A 21,971-nucleotide genomic window follows, 5' to 3' on the forward strand; every position below is an offset into this window, starting at 1 on the left:
GGTTGTGGCGGAATACAGGGACGCCCTGTTATACGGCCTTGTGGATGTGGATTCCTATCTTGAAAAGTTCAACGAGGAGCTGAAGGCAGCAGGAATTGACGAGATTATTGCAGAAGAACAGAAGCAGTTCGATGCATGGCTTGCCGTACAGTAAACTGACAAAGAATAAAGATATGTTGCCGGCTGTAGGCGGCTATGGCCGGCATTTATTCCCGCGGGCAACGAGCCGGGCGGACATGCCCGCATGTCCATCTGGCGACTGCCGCGAGGGTTAAATATCCTGCCGCTTGCGGCGCTGCAAGCTTGATGCCCGCTGCTTGCGGCAGGGTATTTGACTGTGCACTTTATTTCCAGGACGGAAGGGAATGATGAGATGATAACTAAGAATATGAACGCAGCTGAAAAAAAGGCTGTAAAGAAAAGTCAGACATTGAGAAAGCTTCGGAAATATGCCCCGCTTTATCTTTGCGCACTGCCGGGATTTATATACCTGATAATTAACAATTATCTTCCCATGGGAGGCCTGATTCTTGCATTCAAGAAATACAGCTTTGCCAAGGGAATTATCAAAAGTCCCTGGAACGGACTGAGTAATTTTACGTATCTGTTTGGTTCCAAATGGGCTAAAATCATGTTCCGCAATACCATAGGATACAATGTTCTATTCCTGTTTTTAGGTACTGTTTTTGCAATCTTTGTTGCAATCCTTTTAAATGAGGTACGAAAGAAAACAGCACAGCAGGTATATCAGACCACCATACTGATTCCCCATCTGGTGAGTACGGTTCTGATCGGTTATCTGGTATATGCCTTTTTATCCAGCACGAACGGCTTTGTAAACAAAGGAATTCTGGAACCGCTGGGGAAAGAAGGAATCCAGTGGTATACGGAAGCTAAATACTGGCCTTTTATCCTGACCATCGTGCAGCTGTGGAGAAGCTTCGGTTTCCAGAGTATTGTGTATTTTGCAACCATTATCGGATTTGACAAAACCTATTATGAGGCGGCAGTGGTGGACGGCGCCACCACATGGCAGCAGATCACGAGGATTACGCTGCCGTTGCTGAAGCCTACAGTGATTATCCTGACCATTATGGCGCTGGGAAGAATGTTCGCTTCTGATTTCGGGTTATTCTATCAGGTGCCTCAGAACAGCGGCCTGCTTTATTCCACAACCACCACCATTGACACCTTCGTATACCGCACGCTGATGCAGGATCATGACGTGGGAAGATCTCTGGCGGCAGGCTTTATGCAGTCCGTACTTGGCTTCTTTGTGGTTATGCTGACCAATGCCATCGTACGCAGGACAGAGCCTGACAGCGCGTTGTTCTAAGGAGGAGGAAAATAAATATGGCTGGTACGAATAAAGGTTTTCGCATATTTGCGAATATAATAATGATACTTTTGATGCTTTGCTGTCTGCTGCCGTTCATCCTGTTGATTACGGCGTCCATTACAGATGAAGCAACCCTGACGCTTTACGGCTATTCTTTTTTCCCGAGAAAAATAAATTTCCGTGCCTATGAGTATCTGTTTCAGGCTGCGGGCAAGATTACCAGGGCCTATGGGGTGACAATTCTGGTTACATTGGTGGGAACTACGCTGAATGTGACGATGACAATGTTCATGGCTTATCTGCTGTCCAAGCAGGATTTGCCAGGAAGGAATTTCCTGTCCTTTTTCATCTTTTTCACGATGCTGTTTTCCGGCGGTATGGTTCCTTCCTATATTATTTGGAGCCAGTACATGCATGTGGGGGACAGCCTGCTGGGACTGCTGCTGCCGAACCTGGCGCTGGGAGCCTATAACGTCATTTTGATGAGGACCTATTTTACTACCAATGTGCCCAAGGATATCCTGGAGGCGGCGGAGATGGATTCCTGCGGGGAACTGGGGATGCTGTTTCGGATTGCGCTTCCCCTTTCCAAGCCCATGCTGTCCACGGTAGCGCTGTTCTCCGCGCTGGCTTACTGGAATGACTGGATTAACGGCCTGTATTATCTGACCAGAAGAAGTGATTTGTATTCCATCCAGAACGTGCTGAATTCCATGATGAACAACGTGCAGTTCCTGAAGGAAAATACGCTGGATGCGGGCAGCGCCCAGATTACGACACAGATCCCCACATCCGGGGTAAGAATGGCGATTGCGGTAATTTCCGTTGTCCCGATAATGATTATCTATCCCTTCTTCCAGAAAGCGTTTATTAAGGGGATTGTAATCGGCGGTGTCAAGGGCTAGTACAGGACGAATGGTAAACAGATAAGAAAAGGAGCCAAAAGACTATGACAGTAGACAGTAAATTAATCCACGATTCCCTTTATGCCCCCAACGGCGGCCATGTCCCCAAAGAGGGAGGCAGCTGTTCCATTCTTCTGAAGAAAAGATATACCAGCGTGGTTTTTTGCCCGGGCGAGCCTTTTGAAGGACAGAGGGGGCCCGGCTCCATGTATCCCCGCTGCATCTGTCTGGAGCATAACGGAGAAAAGAACGGAACGCTTCTGGCCACCATGGAATATTATACGCAGACAACCCCTGTTTTCCCGATTTATGAAAGTACGGATGACGCGCACAGTTGGCATTACTTAAGCTGTGTTGAGGATACGCAGCTTGGATACGGATGCCGCTTCCAGCCGCACCTGTTCGAGCTGCCCTGTGATATGGGGGTACTGAAAGAGGGAACAATTCTTTGCGCCGGCAATATGATTCCGCAAGATATGGGCACTACCGCCCTGCATCTGTATAAAAGCGGGGATGCGGGAAAAACCTGGGAGTTTGTCAGCGAAATCATAAAAGGGGAAAGGGATGAAAAGCATATCATGGGCCTGCCTGTATGGGAACCCTTCCTGTTGCAGTCCCCTGACGGAAAGCTGTTCTGTTATTATTCGGATGAACGGTATAAGGATCATGGAAATTATAACCAGCTTCTGGCGCATAAGGTATCGGAGGATGGCGGCTATACCTGGGGAGAAGAGAAAATCGACGTTGCTTTTCCCGATGGAATACTCCGGCCCGGCATGCCTGTGGTGGCTTATCTGCCGAACGGGAAATTTATTATGGTCTATGAAATGGTAAACCAGGACAGAATCCCTGTATATTTCAGGATTTCTGATTCCATGGATGACTGGGGGGAGCCTGATTTTATGGGCAATCCGGTGATTGCGGCCGACGGCAGTTATCTCACTGGCACACCCTATGTGGCATGGATTGACAAGGGAGGAAAGGACGGGACAATCCTGGTGACAGGAAGAGGCTTTTCCCATATTTTTGCCAATTCAGAGCTGGGGATGGGCTTCTGGGAAAAGATGGACAGCCTGATTCCGATTGACAATAATTATAATTATACAGGCTACAGCCAGTGTATCCTTCCGCTTAAGGGAGGCAGGCAGATCCTGAATCTGAGCCCCTGTCAGATTTCAGACAGACAGGCGCTGATAGAAGCTGCGGTTGCAGATGTTTATGTACGGGCATAAGTGCTTCGGAGACAGAAAATGCCACAGTGGATCTCGGAAAATGAATATTTTAGCAGTAAAGAAAGTTTTAAGATAGGGTTATCGATAAAAAAGCAGGAGGAAGTACTATGAAAAAGAAACTGGTATCACTTATCCTTGTTGCGGCAATGCTGGGAACGCTTATAGGCTGTGGATCTGAGCCTGCAGGGAATGGATCGGCCGGCGCGTCGGGCCCGGCGGAAAGCACGGCAGCTGCACAGGGAGAATCGGCCCAGCCGCTTGAAGCATCTGAAAACCCGGACGAGTGGCCGGTGATTGCGGTGCAGTCGCTGAGCTATGACATGCCGGATGAAACAATGGTTGAAGACGCATTAAACGAGTATCTGGTATCTATTAACGCAGGAGTGAAGGTGGATCTGATTGGCATTAACTTCGGCGACCTTGCAACGCAGATGACACTGATGCTGTCCGATAATCAGAACCCGCTGGATGTGTTCTGCTGGAGATTTTATTCCAACGTGGACAGCTGTGTAAAGAATGAGCAGTGTATTTCCCTGGATCCTTACAAGGATGTGTACCCGGATCTTTGGGAAATGTATCCGGAAAAAGTATTAAAGACGCAGCAGGTTTCCGGCGTTCAGTACGCAGTCCCTTCCGTTGACAGCTACGCAACCTATGAGGTGTATGCCTTAAGAAAGGATATAGCGGAGGAGCTGGGGATTGCCGACAGGGACGGCGAGCGCATTACGCTTGATGAGATGACGCAGATCATGAAGGATGCCAAGGCAATTCATCCGGAATTTTCCTATATGGTAAATACCAATGATGAAGCCGTACTTGATATCGACAGCCTGGGAAATCCCAACTGGCTTGGTGTTCTGTTTAACCGCGGCGTTGATAATACTGAAATAGTAAATCTTTATGAAACTGAGGAATGGCGTGATTTCTGCTATCGGATGAAGGACTGGAATGAAGCGGGCTTACAGCTGGATGACCCTCTGAATAATGAAAGAACTATCACACAGTATAATAATGGCGTGGCGGCAGGCTGCTACCTTGGCGGCTACAGCCCCGACTATATCAAGGCGCTGATTTCTTACAGCCCCTATGAACCCATTGAATTCCAGCTGACGGATCTGGTGGGAACCAGTGCTTCCGTACTGGGCGGATGGATGATTTCCACTGTCTGCAAAAATCCTGATGCAGCCATGAAGATCCTGTATCTGATGGCAACCGACGAGGTGGTTGCACGGTATATGATTCTGGGCATTGAAGGCCATAATTACACAGTAGATGAAAACGGGATTGCCCGTTTCCCTGAAGGGGTAGACGCCAACAACGCCACCTGGAATATGAATGGTCCCTGGTATTATCCCAACCAGTGCCTGAGCCTTCCCCTGGAAGTGGAAATGTCTACGTATTATACCGATATGCTGGATGCTCCCAATCACGCAAAATTCTCAGAAGCTATGGGCTTCATTTTTGACAGCGCTCCGGTATATGATCAGATGGCAGCCTGTACAACGGTTGTGGCGGAATACAGGGACGCCCTGTTGTATGGCCTGGTAGATGTGGACTCTTACCTTGAGAAATTCAACGAAGAGCTGAAGGCCGCAGGAATCGATGAGATTATTGCAGAAGAGCAGAAACAGTTTGACGCCTGGCTTGCTGCACAGTAAGAAGGTATTAATAAAAACAGGAAGCTGCCGGCTATGGGAAACTGTGGCCGGCGCTTTTGCATTTCCGGTGCTGGAAATGCTGACTTATCCATAGTCAGAAAATGTGATTAACTGCATCTGAAAATGAATATTCTTCAATGGAAGGAACGTATAGAATGAATTTAACCGTTACAGGGCAGCCGAAGGCTGAACTGTAACATTTAATAAGAAGAAAACCGATGCTGCGGTTTTCTTAAAAATGTAAAGGAGAACATTTTATGAAAAAGAAACTGATTTCACTGCTTTTAACTGCAGCGATGCTGGGAACACTGGCCGGCTGCAATAGCCAGACTACAGAGGCGCCGGCGCCCGGAAAGGAAATGGAATCATCCGTTACGTCAGCTGCCGGAGAAACAGCAGAAGGTTCAGCTTCAGCTGATGTATTTGAAGCAGCCGAGAATCCGGACGACTGGCCGGTGGTAAGTGTTCAGGTTACATCTTTCAGTCCAATGCCGGATGAACAGTTAATTGAAGACGCAATGAATGAGTACCTGATTTCCATTAACGCCGGAGTAAAGGTGGATGCCATACAGATTGCCTTCGGTGATTTGGCCACGCAGATGACGTTAATGCTTTCAGATAATCAGAAGCCCCTGGATCTGTTCTGCTGGAGAGCCTATTCTACCGTGGATGGCTGTGTAAAGAACGAACAGTGTATTCCGATGGATAAATATCTGGATGTATATCCGGACTTATGGGAAATGTATCCGGATAATGTATTAAAAACGCAGCAGATCGGGGGAGTGCAGTATGCAGTCCCGGCCGTAGACAGTTATGCCACCTTCGAAACATATATGCTGAGAAAAGATGTAGCCGAGGATCTGGGGATTGCTGATCGCGACGGTGAGCGGATTACCATGGATGAAATGACTCAGATTATGAAAGACGCTAAGGCAATTCATCCGGAATATGCGTACATGATCAATACCAACAATGAACTGGCGATCAATATTGACAGCTTCGGCAATCCGAACTGGCTGGGAGTGCTGATGAACCGTGGTGTTGGCAATAAAGAGGTGGTAAACCTTTATGAGACGCAGGAGTGGAAGGACTACTGCTATCGCATGAAGGAATGGAAAGAAGCCGGTTTAATGATGGACGACCCGCTGAATAATGAATTGACCTTTAACCAGTACAATAATGCAGTTGCTGCCGGCTGTTATATGGGCGGCTACAGTATAGATTATATCAGAGCCCTGAATGCCAGCAGCCCTTACGAGGCAGTATATTTCCCTCTGACAGATCTGACCGGAACCAGCGCTTCTGTGCTGGGCGGATGGATGATTTCCACAGTTTGCAAGCATCCTGATGCGGCCATGAAGCTTTTGTATCTGATGGCTACGGACGAGACGTTGGCACGTTATTTCATTTTGGGAGTGGAAGGACATAACTATACAATAGATGAGAAAGGGATTGCCCGTTACCCGGAGGGAATTGATGCAACAAATCAGACATGGATGTCCAATGTACCATGGTTCTTCCCCAACCAGTGCCTGAGTATTCCCCTGGAAACCGATATGACGACTTACTATACCGATATGCTGGATGCCCCAAACCATGCGAAATTCTCTGAAGCAATGGGCTTTGTCTTTGACAGCGCCCCGGTATATGATCAGATGGCCGCCTGTGCATCCGTTGTATCAGAGTACAGAGGCGCTTTGCTGTACGGGCTGGTGGACGTGGATTCTTATCTGGAAAAATTTAATGAGGAACTGAAGGCTGCGGGGATTGATGAGATTATAGCGGAAGAACAGAAACAGTTTGATGCATGGCTTGCAGCACAGTAAACGGAAAAAACAAGCGTAAGCATATGGCCGGCTGCCGCCGGATATGTTACATAAAATAATGAGAGGGAAAAGGAGAAGGTATGGAAAACTTACAGGTTACAATAGAAACTGGAAAACTTCAGGGAATTCACGGATGGGATCCCAGAATTGCCGTATTCAAAGGCATTCCTTACGCAGCGCCTCCTGTAGGGGAGCTGCGCTGGAGGGCGCCGCAGCCTGCCGCAGGATGGGAAGGCGTGAGAATGGCGGATCAGTACGGCCCTATCGCCTGCCAGCCCGTGCCGGGAAGTAATCCCAGGGAATTCTGGACCAGGGAAATTCATCCCACCGGCCCTGAATTTGAAATGAGCGAGGACTGCCTGTACCTGAATGTATACACGCCTGCGAGGACAGGGGAGGAAAAGCTTCCGGTGCTGATGTATATCCATGGAGGCGGTTTTAAGGGCGGTTATCCCTATGAAATAGAATTTGACTGGGAACATATGGCTCAGAAGGGTATCGTGGTGGTATCCATTGCTTACCGTCTGGGTGTCCTGGGATTTTTGGCCCATCCCTGGTTATCGAAGGAAGCGCCGGAGGATCCGAAGGGCAACTATGGGACACTGGACCAGCTGGCCGCCTTAAAATGGGTAAAACGCAATATCGCCGCTTTCGGAGGGGATCCGGACCGGATTACCATTGCGGGGCAATCGGCGGGCGCTATGAGCGTGCAGAATTTGATGACCTCCCCCATGGCGGAGGGGCTGATGTGCGGCGCGATTATTGAAAGCAGCGTCACGGTGGCTTTTGCGGAAAAGGAAGACAGAAGCCATCCGCTGGAAAAGGCGGAAAGGGTTGGCGCAGAATTTTTTGAAAAGGCGGGATTTTGCAGTCTGGAGGAAGCGAGAAAAATGCCGGCAGAGGAGCTGGTGCGCCTGGAGGATGTGCTTTTAGGCCCTGGCATCCACTTCGAGCCTGCGATTGACGGCATCCTGATTCAGGAATCCAATTTTGACGCCTATAAAAAGAACCATCATCATAAAATCCCGGTGCTGGCGGGTTATAACCGGGGAGAAGCGGAAGGCTTTTCCAGAGCCTTCGGCAAAACCATAGATACCGTGGCCGGACTGCGGGAGTATGCCGCCGGCTTTGGCGAAAAGGCGGAGGAATTTATGAGCATCAGCCGGGTGGAAAATGACGCGGATGCAAAGGCGCTGTTTTCCTGTGATGCCATGCTGGATTTGGTCGCAGGGGCCCGGATGTTCGGCTGCCTGCAGAGCAGCCAGGGCAGGGAAACCTATCTGTATGAGTTTGATGCGGATATCCCCGGCGAGGATCAGGCCGGCAGCTACCACGGAAGCGAGATGTGGTTTGCCTATGACAGCCTGGCAAGGTGCTGGCGTCCGTTTACCGGCCGGCATTATGATCTGGCGCGCCAGGTCAGCTCCTATTGGGTGAATTTTGTAAAAAACGGTAATCCCAACGGAACGGATACCATTGGGGAAGAACTGCCGGAGTGGAAGTCCTATACGGCGGAGAATGATTTTGTGATGGAATTTACGGACAAACCGGCTGAATCCAGGGTAAAGATTGATCCCCTTATGAAATTCAGAATCGATGATACATTGCAGAGGTAAAAGCATATGAAAAGTGAAAATGAAATAGTTCAGAGCATCGCCGCGCAGGAATGCGCCGCCGCACAGCACCGCAGCGTGACATATTTTGAAGACGCTCCCTGCTACCCGATTGAAAAGCTGGTTAAGCTGCACGGCATGAGAAGAGAGATGCTGGAAGAACAGGATGAGGCAAAACAGCGGCGGTTGGCAGCAGAATATCATGCTTTCATGGATACGCTGGAAAAGCTGCCGGATGCGCCTTCCCGCATTTATCTGTGGCCGGAGGGAAATATGCCGGCCACGGGGGAATATACGGAGAACCCGGGCCTGCGTTATAATCACGACCCGGAATTCAGGCCCTATATGTATGAATTCCTGCTGCCTGAGAAGGTGCAGCCAAAAGGGGCCGTCATTCTGTGCGCGGGCGGGGATCACGGGGACTGTGTGATCCATGAAGCCTACCAGAGCTGTCTGGACTTCAACCGGCTGGGCTATCAAAGCTTCATGCTTCTGAACAGAACCAATATGATGCCCTATACCGGCCAGGAATGCGGCGCAGATGCGGCAAGGCTGATCCGCATGATTCGAAAGAATGCATCCAGGTACCGGATCAAAGAAAATCAGGTGGCCTTTGCAGGATTTTCCAACGGCGGGCTGACGGGAGAGGAATGTATCCGTTATTATTCAGGAAACCAGAAGGTAACAGATCATTTTCCCGGTTACGTTCCGGACGAACTGGATGAATACCGCGGAGCGCCAGACGCCTTCCTCTGTGTGTACGGTCCCCGCTGGGAAGGCAGAGAAATCGACTATACAAAGGTCGTATATCCTCCGGTGCTTTTTGCAGTGGGAATGGAGGATAAGGCCCTGGATAACCTGCATTGGGTATACAGAGATTTGCTCTCACACGGCATCCGGGCGGAGGTACATACCTTTACCGGCGTGCCCCACGGACAGGCGGGGGTATCTGTGTTCGGGAACTATGATTACCCGAATTTTGAACTGTGGCTGCCCCTGGCGGATGCCTTTATGCAGAGAATCTATCAGAATAACAGGAGATGACATGAAAAATACAATTCACATTCATACCGAAAAGGTAAAATTCCATACAGCACCGGAGTTTTATGGTTTATTTTTTGAAGATATCAACCACGCGGCTGACGGAGGGCTGTATCCTGAAATGATCCGGAACAGGGCGTTTGAGGATTCCCTGCTTCCCGAGGGCTGTACCACAGACCCTGATCAGAGGATTTTTGTAACGGAATACGGCTGGCCCGGCGCCTTCAATCATGGAGAAGGCATGGATGAGTGGGCGGCTGCGGTACCGGATACTGAAATCCCCGGATGGTATGCACAGGACGCCTCCTTTTCGCTTCTGACGGAAGGCACGCTCAATCCAAACAGGAAGGCCGCCCTGCGGACAACGTTCGCCCCGGGGGGAAAAATCTATAACATCGGATATTTCGGCGTACCCGTAAAGGAGGGTGAGGAATACCATTTTTACTTTTTTGTGCAATCAGACGCGGCTGCGGGGCTTACCGTGGCGCTGGAGTCAGAGGAGGGCGTAAGCCTTGGGAGCAGCAGGCTTACGCTGCAAAAGAGCGCCGGCTATTTGAGGTACGACTGCGATCTGACGGCCTGCGGCACTGATTTTAAGGGCAGGATCAGCATTTCCTGCGATGGGGCCTGTACGGTTACCCTGGGATTCACTTCCCTGATGCCGAAAAAAACGTTTAAAGGGCACGGCCTGCGGGAGGATCTGGCAATGGCCCTGAAGAATACCCACGCGAAGTTTATCCGTTTCCCCGGCGGCTGTGTTGTGGAAGGGATCAACGAACAGAACTCCCTCCGTTTTTCCCGTACCATCGGGCCTGTATGGGAGCGGCCAAGCGCCCAGCTGATGTGGCATTACCGCACCACAAACGGCCTTGGCTTTCATGAATATCTGCAGCTGTGCGAGGATCTGGAGATGGAGGCCATGTATGTGTGCAACTGCGGGATGAGCTGCCAGGCGCGTCACGGCGGCGGTTTTTCAGAGGAGGCAACCCGGGAATATCTGGAGGAAGCTCTGCATGCCCTGGAGTACGCTCTGGGCTCCGAGGATACCCCTTACGGAAGCCTCCGCGCGCAGTACGGCAGGAAGGAGCCCTTCCGTCTGAAATATGTGGAAATCGGAAATGAGAACTTCGGCCCGGAATATAATGCGCGCTATGAGCTGTTCTATCATGCGCTGAAGGCTGCCTTCCCTCAGGTGATTTATATTTCCAACGGTCACACGGAAAGGGAAAAGCTTCCCACGGATTTTGCAGACGAGCATTATTATGATGCACCGGAATTTTTCCTGGAAAATGTGGATCTGTTTGACGATTACGACAGGAGCGGCCCGAATATTTTCCTGGGGGAATATGCGGTAAATGGTGGAAATACCATTGCTTCCATGGAATGCGCCCTTGCGGAGTCAGCCTTTTTGCTGGGCGCGGAGAAAAATCAGGATATTGTCAGGCTGACGGCTTATGCCCCGTTGTTCCAGAATTCGGATTATACTGCCTGGAAGCCGAATATGATTGTTTTTGACAATCATCAGGTTTACGGCATTCCCAGCTATCATGCCGTTTCTCTTCTGGGAAAATACAGAGGGGATGAGGTGGTGGAAACCGAGACGGAAAGCGAGGCAAAGCCCCCGGTGTACAAAGGGATTCCCGGCATTATGTGTGAGAAGGAGGGCCTTCTTTTCAAAAATGCCAGGATAAACGGGCGGCCGGTGGAGGTTTCCAAATGTATTTACGGGGAAATCGAAGAAGCGGGGGACGCCTGGCGGATGGTTTTCGGAAACCGGAAGCATCACTGCACCGGAAAAAGCAGGGAATGGAATGAAGCCTTTGAGGAGTTTATAGGAAGCGGCAATTTTCATGAGAATCCGGTTATCTGGGCTGCTTTCGGGACGGATGAGCTGGAGGAGTATACCTTTGAAATTGATATAAAATGCGAAGAGGATAATCCGCTCACCCTGTCCGCCTGGAACCATCATCCGGAAACGGATGCCGGCTGCAATGAACCGAAGGACACGGAATGGACTACAAGAACCGTCAGAAACCAGGTCTGGAAGCTGGAGAAGGGCAGGAGCGCCACGAGAGTTCCCCGGTTTTTTGATAAGCCGCTGTCCGAAGAGGAGCAGGTTCCCGTGTCCATTCCCTATGGAGAGTATAACCATTACAAAATGGTCTGCCAGCCTTGCGGCTATGAGTGTTATATCAATGACCGGCTGGTGCAGAAGAAAACGCATGTGCTGCATCCGCTGATCAATGCCTTGGCTGTGCAGGATAAGGAAAAAATATATCTGAAAATGGTCAACGTGGATGAAGAAGACAGGGAGGTACGGATTTGTACCGACTGCGCGGTTACGCAGGAGGTTCTGGCGGAGGTGCTTGCAGCGGATCCCGGGGCGGTAAATTCCTTTGAGGACAAAGAGCATGTATCCGCAGTCTGCCGGAGAATTCCGGGAGGTTCAGAATTTACGTACCGTATCCCTGCCCACTCTGTCAATGTATTGGTTATGGAAAAAGAAGGGAGGAAGAGTTTATGTTAAGAAAGGTTCAGGTAAAAAACGGAGTGCTTCAGGGTCTGGTGGGAAAGGATCCGCGGATTACCGTATTCCGTGGTGTGCCCTATGCAAAACCGCCGGTGGGAGAGCTGCGCTGGAGGGCGCCGCAGACCGCAGAAAACTGGGAGGGCGTAAGGAAATGCTATGAATACGGGGATATGCCCATGATGAGGGTGCACCCCGGGACAGGGGATGATTTCTATACAAAGGAGCTGCATCCTGTGGCTGCGGATTATGGAATGAGCGAGGACTGTCTCTATCTGAATATTTTTTCACCCGCGGCTGCTGCGGATGAAAACCTGCCCGTATTCTGCTATATCCATGGAGGCGGCCTGCAGGACGGCTATAGCTACGAGGTGGAATTTGATCCGGAGCGGGTGGCCAGGCGGGGCGTCATTGTGGTTATGATCGGCTACCGGCTGGGCTTGTTCGGTTTTCTGGCCCATCCGGAAATTACGGCCCGGACACCGGAGGGAGAAGTGATTTCCAATTTCGGCTTCCAGGATCAGTCTCTGGCGCTTCACTGGGTTCATGAAAATATCAGGGCCTTCGGCGGCAATCCCGACCGGATTGTGATCTGCGGACAGAGCGCGGGGGCGGGCAGTGTGCAGGCCCAGCTGTGCAGCCCCTTTAATGAAGGGATTATTGCGGGAGCGATTTGCCAGTCCGGTGTTTCCATGGCCTTTGGGGACGAAGAGAAACCCTTCGGCGCGGCAATGCCGCTGAAGGAAGCGGAAGCGCACGGGGAGGATTTTTTCAGGCAGGCGGGGATTGAAAATCTGGCGCAGGCGCAGAAGATGGATGCCTCTGTGCTGATGGAGAAGCTGCGCGGCATCACTTCCGACTGGAGATTCGGGTTCGGGCAATGTATTGACGGCAGGTTTGTGAAGGAATCGGTGTGGGATTCCTATTATAACAACCGGCTTCCCAATGTCCCCATGATCATCGGCGTATGCTGGGGAGAAACTCAGGGGGGAATGTTCGGCGGCGGAGATTTTACTTATGAAGATTTCCTGCAGTGGGCGAAGCAGTTCGGAGAGAAGGAAGAGGAGTTTATCAAGGCTGCGGGCGTTGCCAATGACGCGGATGCCCGGGCGCTGACCGGGACGGACGCCAGGAATATGCTTTTAAGTAACAGCAGAGGCTTCTGTGAGCTGCGTTCCTCCATGGGACAGAAGGTGTATTATTATATTTTTGATCATGATATTCCGGGAGACGATGCGGGATCCTTCCATGGCTCGGACCTGTGGTTTATGTTTGATTCGCTGGGCAACAGCTGGAGGCCTTTTGAAGGAAAGCATTATGATCTGGCGCGCCAGGTGACCTCCTACTGGACGAATTTTGTGAAATATGGGGATCCCAATGGGCTGGACTATAACGGGAACCCGCTGCCTGAGTGGGATGCTTACCGAAAAGAGAAAAAAGCGGTGATGCGGTTTACGGACCAGGCGGCTCCGGGGGTACTGGAGGAATGCCCGGTTCTGGATTACCGGCTGGAATATGGTAAAAGTAAGCTCACTGATTAGGCGGAGGAATGCATTATGCTTAGAAAAGTAAAAGTAAAAAACGGATTGCTTCAGGGAATGACAGGAAAAGATCCGCGAATTACCGTTTTCAGAGGAGTACCTTATGCGAAGCCTCCTGTGGGAGAACTTCGCTGGAAGGCGCCTCAGCCGGCTGAGGACTGGGAGGGTGTAAGAAAATGTTATGAATATGCAGATATGGCAATGATGCGTGTCCATCCCGGGATGGATGATGATTTTTATACGAAGGAGCTGCATCCTGTGGCAGCGGAATATAAGATGAGCGAGGACTGCCTGTATCTGAATATTTTTACCCCCGCAAAGACAACGGAGGATAATATTCCTGTGTTTGTCTACATTCACGGCGGCGGACTGCAGGACGGTTACAGCTATGAGGTGGAATTTGATCCGGAGCGTGTGGCAAGACGCGGCGTGATTGTGGTGATGGTCGCTTACCGGCTGGGCCTGTTCGGTTTTCTGGCCCACCCGGAAATTACGGCCCGGACGCCGGAAGGGGAAGTGATTTCCAATTTCGGTATGCAGGATCAGTCAATGGCTATCCACTGGGTATACGATAACATCAGGGCTTTTGGCGGGGATCCGGATAATATTGTAATCTGTGGGCAGAGCGCAGGCGCGCGTAGTGTACAGGCGCAGATATGCACTCCATTGAATGACGGCCTTATTAAAGGGGCGATTATCCAGTCGGCTGTTTCCATGATGTTCGGCGACGAGGATCAGTCCATGGCTGCTATCCCTTCCTTACAGGAGGCTGAAAAATATGGAGCCGATTTCCTGCAGACAATCGGCATTGACAGTCTGGAGGAGGCGGAAAAGACGGATGCCCATGAACTGATGCGGAGACTGGATAAGGCTTCTGAAAAGGCCAGGTATGTATTCGGGCTCTGTACGGACGGCAGGTTTGTCCGGGAATCGGCTCCCAGCGCCTATTATAATAACCGGGTTGCGGATATCCCGCTGATCGTGGGCGTATGCCAGGGAGAAACCCAAAGCCCTTTTATAAAAGGGAGTTTGAACTATCAGGAATATCTGCAGAAAGCAAAAAAATACGGAGACAGGGAGGCTGAGTTTTTAAGGCTTGCTGAAGTTACCAACGACGAAGAAGCGGACGCCCTGATGGCAGGAGATGCGTTTAACAATTTCCTGGCAGGGACCAGGGGCTTCTGTGAGCTTCGTTCCTCCATGGGGCAGAAGGTGTATTACTATATTTTTGATCATGATATCCCGGGAGATGATGCGGGCTCCTTCCATGGCTCGGATCTGTGGTTTATGTTTGATTCCCTGGGCAACAGCTGGAGGCCTTTTGAGGGGAAGCATTATGATCTGGCGCGCCAGGTGACTTCCTACTGGACGAATTTCGTTAAATATAAGGATCCTAACGGAACCGACTATAACGGAAATCCGCTTCCCTTGTGGGAGCCTTACAGCAGGGACAAAAAGGCGGTGATGAAATTTTTGGATACTCCTGTGCCGGAGATCCTGGAGGAATGCCCGGTTCTGGACTTCAGGCTGTCCTGGGGGAAGGAGAAGCTTACAGATAAGGAGTAAGGCGTAAGATATCTTCAGAAAGAATCAGTAAAATAAAAAGGCGCTGGAAACGCTTGGAACTCATTATCGAGCAACTGAAGGCTTCTGAGGGAGTGACAGAGGATTTGAAGATAACAGCTCAAATGACTTGGGTGGAGCTATGAACAGCATCCGTAACCGTGCGGAGGAAATCTTCAAAAGCGAATTGATTTATCGCTAACTAAATAAAGCTACAAGCAAGCGATGCTCGGTAAAACTGCCAAGTATCGCTTGTGTTTTAATATTCCTCAGAATATTGTAGAGAAGACCGACTTTAATCGCTGTAAAAAATGTAATTATACTTCCAATATTCGTTGTATTTTTTGTAATTATGAGATAAACTATACTTGAATTATAAAAAAACGGAGGTGCGTGTATGTACCGAATTGCTATTGAAAAACTATTAAAGTGGAAACAAAGCAAGCGCCGTAAACCTTTGATTATTGAAGGGGCACGCCAGGTCGGCAAGACCTGGCTAATGAAAGAATTTGGCAAACAGGCGTATGCAGATACCATATATGTCAATTTTGACTCCAATTCCAGAATGGCAGAGTTATTTGCCTCCGATTTGGATACTGACCGCTTAATTATGGGATTAGAGTTGTATGCTGGCCGCAAAATTAATCCAGACAATTCTTTATTGATTTTTGATGAAGTACAGGAAGTCCCGAGAGCACTGTCATCTCTCAAATATTTCTATGAAAATGCACCGCAATATCACATTGTTTGTGCAGGATCTTTGCTCGGTATTGCTTTGCATCAAGGTACATCCTTTCCGGTAGGCAAAGTAGATTTCTTAAAACTCTATCCGCTGTCTTTTCGAGAATTTTTGATGGCTACCGACAAGGAGCGTTTTGCAGAACTTCTTGATAAGCAAGACTTTCAGATGATTACAAGTTTTAAGCAAACATATGTTGATGCTCTGAAACACTACTACTTTGTTGGAGGTATGCCAGAAGCTGTGCAAAGCTTCGCAGAGAGTAAAGATTTTAACGAGGTTCGTGAAATTCAAAAGAGAATCCTTGCTGCTTATGAGCAAGATTTCTCCAAACACGCACCAAATGAGATCGTTCCGAAGATTCGCATGCTGTGGAATAGTATTCCCTCTCAACTTGCAAAAGAGAATAAGAAATTCATTTATGGTCTCGTTCGTGAGGGGGCTCGTGCTAAGGACTATGAAACTGCAATTATGTGGCTCAGTGATTGCGGTCTTGTTCATAAGGTCAGCCGTATAAATACAGTGGGTATCCCTTTGAAAGCGTATGAGGATTTGAAAGCATTTAAGTTGTTTTTGGTAGATGTGGGATTGCTCGGATGTATGACCGGACTTCGTCAACGTACTTTGCTTGATGGGAACGATCTTTTTGTTGAATTCAAAGGTGCTCTTACCGAGCAGTATGTTTGTCAGCAATTAAAAACCATCGAAGATTTAGGTATTTATTATTATACCAACGATAGAGGTTCTTGTGAGATTGACTTTGTTGTTGATACAGGTGAGCAAATCATTCCGGTTGAAGTAAAGGCGGAAGTGAACCTTAGAGCAAAGAGCTTGAAAACATATCAGGAGAAGTTTTCACCTGATATATCTGTTCGTACTTCGATGGCAGATTTCAAAAAAGAAGATTGGCTTATAAATTTGCCGCTCTATGCGATTGAAAGGATTGATATAACAGTAGATGAACTAAGTTAAGAGTCATTCTCATTGCAGATCCAAGCTGAATATTGTGTGACAATGGAGAGAAATCACTGTTAGGCGAATAGCAACTCAATGAAATATTTAGAACGGTTATGGAGGCCTGATTATGGCAAAGAATATTGAACCCAAACTTAAAAAGATTGGTGATTATCTGAAACTTGAAGAAGATACTGTTTTTACCATACCAGAATACCAGCGTGCGTATTCTTGGGGTATTGATAATTGTGATAAGCTGTGGCAAGACATAAATGACTTTGTTGAAAGCGAAAGCAAGGACAGATACTTCTTCGGAACAATTATTATCAACTGTCAGGATAATGACACAAAGTATGGACTTATTGATGGTCACCAGAGAACTACAAGCAAAGAGAGACCTGCTGAAATTGCAGGTCTCTCTTTGTGCGGACACAGACTCATTAAAAGGGGGCTGCCGTCATTTGTCACCCTTTCAGTTCGTTAATAATTGAAAGCAGTTCTTCATCATGATTGACCCGGCAGGCAGATGGCGCGCCAAAAACCATGCATGCCCGGTGCTCTCTGGTAAACGGATCCCATTTGGGCAGCAAATCGTGATTGGGATTTCCATATTTAGCAAAATGGATCCATGCATTAAAGATTTCTTCCTGCGTAACCCAGGTCTGTTCTCCGCTAAAGACACAGCCCTTGTCTTCTGCATTATGGAAAACAAAAGGAAGCTCCACCCCATGCCAGCTGATTGTACCGCCGTTATAGGCACTTTCATATGCGAGCAGATATTCGTATACCGGAGCGCCGGATAAATCGGCGCGTTTTTCTGAAATGAGATTAACATCCTGGCGGAAGGCCATGGGAATCAGGGTAAGCGCATAATAGGGTTTCAGGTTCGGATAGGTTTTTTTATAAATGTCATAAAGGGCCGGACCTTTCAGACCATATTTCTCAGTAAGCTTTTTAACGACCTCACCTTCCGTTACCTGTGATTTATCCCGGCTGTCTGCCGGACCTGAAAATTCGCACAATGCATTGCCGATCATAACAGGTATGTTTCCGGTTTCTTCTCTGATTCCGGCCTGGCCGGGATCTCCGGGATAGTCTCCTGCGCCTGGCACCGGTGACCAGAAAAAGTAATCTTTAAAGGTACGGGGAACAAGCGCCATTAGTTCATTTACAGGCATGCTCTGCAGCTTATCTGTGCCGCCGGTGGCATTCACCAGAATCCTGGCATTTTTTTGTGCGGTTTCTCTGGTAATCCTCATGGGAAGACCGTCAACAGGTCCTTCCATCCTGGTAATGCCGCTCATGATAATGGCCTTGTGATATAAACCATCGGCGCAGGGCATCTGCATCAGCGTGGTCACCTTTCCGCCGCCGCCGGAATGTCCATAAATTGTAACATTATCAGGATTTCCGCCAAAGGAAGCAATGTTTTCCTGTACCCATTTCAAGGCTTCCACAAGATCAAGAATACCGACATTTCCGGATTCCCGGAAGTCATCGCCATATTGAGATAAATCAAGGAAACCTAAAACATTAAGCCGGTGGTTTACGGTTACGGAAACCACATCTCCTAAAAGAGCCTGTTCCTTACCTTCATAGCAGGTAAGATGGATGGCGCTTCCGGAAAAATATCCCCCGCCGTGCAGAAAGACCATTACCGGTTTTTGCGCTTCTTTATCCAGGGAGGTGGTCCAGATATTCAGATTCAGGCAATCCTCCGAGCTATGCCACAGCCTGGGCATGCCCATAATTTCATCCGGTAAGAAGTTATCATCCATATTGGGGCAGGTGTAGCCATAAGTTGTGGCAGTTAATGTCCCCTTCCAGGGGCTGACCGGTTCTGCTTTTTTAAAACGTTTTGCTTTACCATAGGGAATGCCGAGAAAGGTATATACATCATTTTCCATGAAGCCCCGTATTCTGCCGGCATTTGTGTTGACTTCGGCAAAGCCGTCGCGGCAGACAAAGTTTTTAAGTCTTTCCATCTTCTCCTCCTTTTGGAATCTATTTTCTATTCTTTTAAAATAGCATATCTAATTCGGGCATTTATAGCAAAAATCCCATTTCCTGTATGACATTTTCTGAGTTTCACTGATAGAATGGCAGCGATCCGATTCAGATTCCCCGAAAAAAGTAATATTGCACTTGAGTTTTAGCTTATTTAGCCGACTCATATAAAAAATATAACTATCTAAAATATCTTGACACATATGATGTGTAGATTATATAATAAATTTAGCTAAATCGTTACAGCTAATTAGCAAAAATAATAAATGAGATAATATGCTGTTTGACTGCAGCAAACGGCAAAAATTATTTTAGCGAATTAGCAATATGAATTAGCAAATGTAAATCAGAAAATCTATTGGGAGGAAACAGATGAAAGTTAAAAAATGGGTTGCATTACTGCTCGCGGGAACTATGGCGCTATCTGCAGCGGGATGTGGCGGAACGAAAGACACAGCCTCTAGCTCAGCGGATGAAAGCAGGGTAACAGAAACGGCAGCAAATGCCGGAGAGAATAGTCAGGCCGCTGAAACAAATGCGGAAAACAGCAATTACGGCGGAACATTAAAAATCGGGCTCCAAAATGCCATTGTTCATTTAGGATATGTTCATACCGGGCTTGGTACATCAGAAGCAATGATACTGGATACCTGCTGTGAGCATTTATGCAGATACGCGGAAGACGGAACACTTACTCCCTGGCTTTGTACTGCTTATGAAGAGGATCCGGATAATCTGACGCTGACGGTACATTTACGCGAAGGCATAAAATTTCATGACGGCAGTGATTTTAATGCTGAAGCTGTAGTCTGGAACTGGCAGGAATGGACAAATGCAGGGAATATTGAACTAAACTGTGTTGATAATTATGAAATTATTGATGACCATACAGTTGTGGTACATTTAAGTGAATGGTCCAATAATATAGCAACATCCTGCCTCTATACTGCAGGAATTATGGTTTCTGCAGAGTATGCGAAAGCAAATGGCACAGATGCGCTGGATAAAAATCCTGTGGGAACCGGAGCGTTTAAATTTGAGGAATGGGTTGTTGATGAAAAGATAGTATTTAAAGCAAACGAGGACTACTGGATCGAAGGTCTGCCCTATCTTGACGGCATTGAGTTCGCTATTATTCCGGATGAGGCCGCCCAGATATCCGCATTCCAGACCGGGGAAATAGATGTTCTCCTGAACTGTAACTCTGATGCGAGCAGGACCCTGAAAGAAGCCGGTTTTACTCCTGAGGCGAAATCCTTAATAAGCGGCGGTATGTCATTTATGTTCTGGTTCAGTTGTCAGGATGATGGCCCTATGGGAAATGTTGATGCCCGCCGGGCTGTATGTTCTGCAATTGATAAGGATGCTATTGTAAATTATATTAAGGAGAATAGCGGTGCAGTGATAGAAAGGACTGCGCAGTGGGGACCGAATGATGTATGGTCTGCAAATCCTGACTTAAAAGGATATCCATATGACCCTGAAGCTGCCAGGGAATATTTGAAAGCAGCAGGCTATCCGGATGGATTTGATATGATTATTTATTATGGTAACGGCGGCGATGATGAGGAAATTTGTTCTCTGGCACAAAGTTATCTGGCTGAAGTTGGAATTAATGCGAAGCTGGAATTGATTGACTCCACTATAACAAATGAGTTATCCGGTATTAATGGAGAATCCTTTAACGGGATGATATTTAGCGCCGGGCGTGCTGAAGTAGATCTTACTACATATTATAATCGGACATTTTTACCGGATGGTGTACGTTGGGTCAACCAGGTTACGCATGAGGAAGATATCGTTGAATTAATTAATCTTGCAACCACATGTAAAACTTTTGAAGAAAAAGAAAAGTATTGTCAGGAATTATCCAAAACAGTTATTGATGACTACTGTGAATTAATGCCGCTGTATATCTCCAGCGATACAATTTTTACCCATGGTAATTTAGTTGATCACGGTATTTATCAGATTAACGCAATTATTTGGACACCGGAATCTGCGTATCTCACCAGGTAAATGATTAGGGATGATCGGCAGAAAAATATCTGCCGATCATTTTTAACGGAAGGAGCAGGATTTTGAAGAAATATATAATAAAGCGTTTGGGACAGGCTGCTATTACTATTATATTGATCTCTGTTTTTGCATATCTGCTGATGTACATAGTGCCGGGGGATCCGGTTTATGCCATATTAGGCAGTGATATTACAAGAGAGCAGTATGAAAAACAATATTTACTCATGGAATTAGATAAACCTATGCTGGTAAGGTATTGGCATTGGGTTGAGAAGATTGTGCAGGGAGATATGGGATTATCCTATAAATATACGAAACCGGTAATGGATTTATTGCGGCAGCGATTACCGGTAACCATGTATCTTGGGGGGATATCTCTGATTATCAGTGTGTTTTTGGGAATAATTCTGGGAACTTTATGCGGAATTAACAGAGGCAGAACGGTGGATAATGTTTTGACTGTATTGGCCAATATTGGTTCTGTTGTACCGGGCTTCTGGCTGGCTGTTGTTGGAATGTATATTTTTTCCATTAAGCTTGGCTGGCTGCCTTCTTATGGTTTTTCTTTTCCGACAGCAGGCGTGGGATTAAGTATAAAACAGACGATTATGCCGGTGGTCTGCCTCAGTGTTGGCGCTGTTGCCAGCCTGACCAGACAAATGCGTTCAGGCATGCTGGAAGTCATTCGGCAGGACTACATAAGGACTGCACGGGCAAAGGGATTGAAGGAATCCCAGGTTATCGTCAGGCACGCTATTAAAAATGCAATTATTCCGGTAGTTACATTATTGGGAATGAATCTGAGGGGGATTGTTTCAGGAGCAGTTACCATTGAAACGGTATACGCAATTAATGGCACAGGTTCTTTATTGGTTAACAGCATTGTTGGGAGAGACTATCCGGTTATTCAGGCATGTGTTCTGATTATATCTGTAGTAGTCGTATTATCTAACCTGTTGGTGGATATCTGCTATGGTTATCTTGATCCCTGCATCCGATTACAATAA

At 47.9% G+C, this 21,971-nt stretch carries 16 protein-coding genes; 15 read left to right on the top strand and 1 reads right to left on the bottom strand.

Annotation, left to right across the window (positions count from 1 at the left end):
- The first annotated feature begins 4 nt into the window (after positions 1 to 4).
- The 13 genes from HMPREF1548_RS30935 to HMPREF1548_RS18315 all read left to right on the top strand — a co-directional run bounded on the left by HMPREF1548_RS30935 (position 5) and on the right by HMPREF1548_RS18315 (position 17,422).
- A complete protein-coding gene (locus HMPREF1548_RS30935) occupies positions 5 to 154 on the top strand; it encodes a DUF3502 domain-containing protein (RefSeq protein ID WP_353612055.1) in 150 nt (49 codons plus the stop codon).
- Positions 155 to 373: 219 nt separating this feature from the next.
- On the top strand, positions 374 to 1,336 hold the full coding sequence (locus HMPREF1548_RS18260) for an ABC transporter permease (protein WP_051358433.1): 963 nt from the start codon (positions 374 to 376) through the stop codon (positions 1,334 to 1,336).
- Positions 1,337 to 1,353: 17 nt separating this feature from the next.
- Positions 1,354 to 2,244 (top strand): carbohydrate ABC transporter permease, encoded by an 891-nt coding sequence (locus tag HMPREF1548_RS18265; RefSeq protein ID WP_021637915.1) that lies wholly within the window; start codon positions 1,354 to 1,356, stop codon positions 2,242 to 2,244.
- A 44-nt stretch (positions 2,245 to 2,288) separates the two neighbouring features.
- A complete protein-coding gene (locus HMPREF1548_RS18270; protein ID WP_051358434.1) occupies positions 2,289 to 3,476 on the top strand; it encodes a sialidase family protein in 1,188 nt (395 codons plus the stop codon).
- Between the two features lie 107 nt (positions 3,477 to 3,583).
- Positions 3,584 to 5,134 (top strand): ABC transporter substrate-binding protein, encoded by a 1,551-nt coding sequence (locus tag HMPREF1548_RS18275; RefSeq protein ID WP_021637918.1) that lies wholly within the window; start codon positions 3,584 to 3,586, stop codon positions 5,132 to 5,134.
- Between the two features lie 257 nt (positions 5,135 to 5,391).
- A complete protein-coding gene (locus tag HMPREF1548_RS18280; protein WP_021637920.1) occupies positions 5,392 to 6,960 on the top strand; it encodes an ABC transporter substrate-binding protein in 1,569 nt (522 codons plus the stop codon).
- A gap of 80 nt (positions 6,961 to 7,040) precedes the next feature.
- The gene (locus tag HMPREF1548_RS18285) at positions 7,041 to 8,576 is read left to right on the top strand and encodes a carboxylesterase/lipase family protein (protein ID WP_021637921.1); all 1,536 of its coding nucleotides are present in this window, start codon (positions 7,041 to 7,043) and stop codon (positions 8,574 to 8,576) included.
- A gap of 6 nt (positions 8,577 to 8,582) precedes the next feature.
- Positions 8,583 to 9,617: an alpha/beta hydrolase gene (locus tag HMPREF1548_RS18290; protein WP_021637922.1), complete on the top strand. Its 1,035-nt coding sequence runs from the start codon at positions 8,583 to 8,585 to the stop codon at positions 9,615 to 9,617.
- A gap of 1 nt (position 9,618) precedes the next feature.
- Positions 9,619 to 12,141, top strand: a complete 2,523-nt coding sequence (locus HMPREF1548_RS18295) for an alpha-L-arabinofuranosidase family protein (protein ID WP_021637923.1) — start codon at positions 9,619 to 9,621, stop codon at positions 12,139 to 12,141.
- The gene (locus HMPREF1548_RS18300) at positions 12,135 to 13,682 is read left to right on the top strand and encodes a carboxylesterase/lipase family protein (RefSeq protein ID WP_021637924.1); all 1,548 of its coding nucleotides are present in this window, start codon (positions 12,135 to 12,137) and stop codon (positions 13,680 to 13,682) included. Before HMPREF1548_RS18295 ends, HMPREF1548_RS18300 begins: the two co-directional genes overlap by 7 nt.
- Positions 13,683 to 13,697: 15 nt before the next feature.
- Entirely contained in the window at positions 13,698 to 15,248 is a 1,551-nt protein-coding gene (locus HMPREF1548_RS18305; RefSeq protein WP_021637925.1) for a carboxylesterase/lipase family protein, read from the top strand.
- 394 nt (positions 15,249 to 15,642) lie between these two features.
- Entirely contained in the window at positions 15,643 to 16,956 is a 1,314-nt protein-coding gene (locus HMPREF1548_RS18310) for an ATP-binding protein (RefSeq protein WP_021637926.1), read from the top strand.
- A 112-nt stretch (positions 16,957 to 17,068) separates the two neighbouring features.
- Positions 17,069 to 17,422, top strand: a complete 354-nt coding sequence (locus HMPREF1548_RS18315; protein ID WP_021637927.1) for a DUF262 domain-containing protein — start codon at positions 17,069 to 17,071, stop codon at positions 17,420 to 17,422.
- Here the strand turns inward: HMPREF1548_RS18315 and HMPREF1548_RS18320 are convergent.
- The gene (locus HMPREF1548_RS18320; protein ID WP_021637928.1) at positions 17,403 to 18,923 is read right to left on the bottom strand and encodes a carboxylesterase/lipase family protein; all 1,521 of its coding nucleotides are present in this window, start codon (positions 18,921 to 18,923) and stop codon (positions 17,403 to 17,405) included. The genes HMPREF1548_RS18315 and HMPREF1548_RS18320 overlap by 20 nt on opposite strands.
- A gap of 394 nt (positions 18,924 to 19,317) precedes the next feature.
- On the opposite strand from HMPREF1548_RS18320, the gene HMPREF1548_RS18325 reads away from it, so the two are divergent.
- Both HMPREF1548_RS18325 and HMPREF1548_RS18330 read left to right on the top strand, forming a co-directional pair.
- Positions 19,318 to 20,964, top strand: coding sequence for an ABC transporter substrate-binding protein (locus tag HMPREF1548_RS18325; RefSeq protein WP_021637929.1), 1,647 nt, complete (start codon positions 19,318 to 19,320; stop codon positions 20,962 to 20,964).
- A gap of 62 nt (positions 20,965 to 21,026) precedes the next feature.
- Positions 21,027 to 21,971 (top strand): ABC transporter permease, encoded by a 945-nt coding sequence (locus HMPREF1548_RS18330; protein ID WP_021637930.1) that lies wholly within the window; start codon positions 21,027 to 21,029, stop codon positions 21,969 to 21,971.

It is taken from the genome of Clostridium sp. KLE 1755 (genome assembly GCF_000466465.2).
Classification (GTDB): Bacteria; Bacillota; Clostridia; order Lachnospirales; family Lachnospiraceae; genus Eisenbergiella; species Eisenbergiella porci.

Excerpts from the sequence above, each read along its gene's own strand:
- HMPREF1548_RS18260 (WP_051358433.1), top strand. The coding sequence starts at position 374 with ATGATAACTAAGAATATGAACGCAGCTGAAAAAAAGGCTGTAAAGAAA.
- HMPREF1548_RS18265 (WP_021637915.1), top strand. The coding sequence starts at position 1,354 with ATGGCTGGTACGAATAAAGGTTTTCGCATATTTGCGAATATAATAATG.
- HMPREF1548_RS18270 (WP_051358434.1), top strand. The coding sequence starts at position 2,289 with ATGACAGTAGACAGTAAATTAATCCACGATTCCCTTTATGCCCCCAAC.
- HMPREF1548_RS18275 (WP_021637918.1), top strand. The coding sequence starts at position 3,584 with ATGAAAAAGAAACTGGTATCACTTATCCTTGTTGCGGCAATGCTGGGA.
- HMPREF1548_RS18280 (WP_021637920.1), top strand. The coding sequence starts at position 5,392 with ATGAAAAAGAAACTGATTTCACTGCTTTTAACTGCAGCGATGCTGGGA.
- HMPREF1548_RS18285 (WP_021637921.1), top strand. The coding sequence starts at position 7,041 with ATGGAAAACTTACAGGTTACAATAGAAACTGGAAAACTTCAGGGAATT.
- HMPREF1548_RS18290 (WP_021637922.1), top strand. The coding sequence starts at position 8,583 with ATGAAAAGTGAAAATGAAATAGTTCAGAGCATCGCCGCGCAGGAATGC.
- HMPREF1548_RS18295 (WP_021637923.1), top strand. The coding sequence starts at position 9,619 with ATGAAAAATACAATTCACATTCATACCGAAAAGGTAAAATTCCATACA.
- HMPREF1548_RS18300 (WP_021637924.1), top strand. The coding sequence starts at position 12,135 with ATGTTAAGAAAGGTTCAGGTAAAAAACGGAGTGCTTCAGGGTCTGGTG.
- HMPREF1548_RS18305 (WP_021637925.1), top strand. The coding sequence starts at position 13,698 with ATGCTTAGAAAAGTAAAAGTAAAAAACGGATTGCTTCAGGGAATGACA.
- HMPREF1548_RS18310 (WP_021637926.1), top strand. The coding sequence starts at position 15,643 with ATGTACCGAATTGCTATTGAAAAACTATTAAAGTGGAAACAAAGCAAG.
- HMPREF1548_RS18315 (WP_021637927.1), top strand. The coding sequence starts at position 17,069 with ATGGCAAAGAATATTGAACCCAAACTTAAAAAGATTGGTGATTATCTG.
- HMPREF1548_RS18320 (WP_021637928.1), bottom strand. The coding sequence starts at position 18,923 with ATGGAAAGACTTAAAAACTTTGTCTGCCGCGACGGCTTTGCCGAAGTC.
- HMPREF1548_RS18325 (WP_021637929.1), top strand. The coding sequence starts at position 19,318 with ATGAAAGTTAAAAAATGGGTTGCATTACTGCTCGCGGGAACTATGGCG.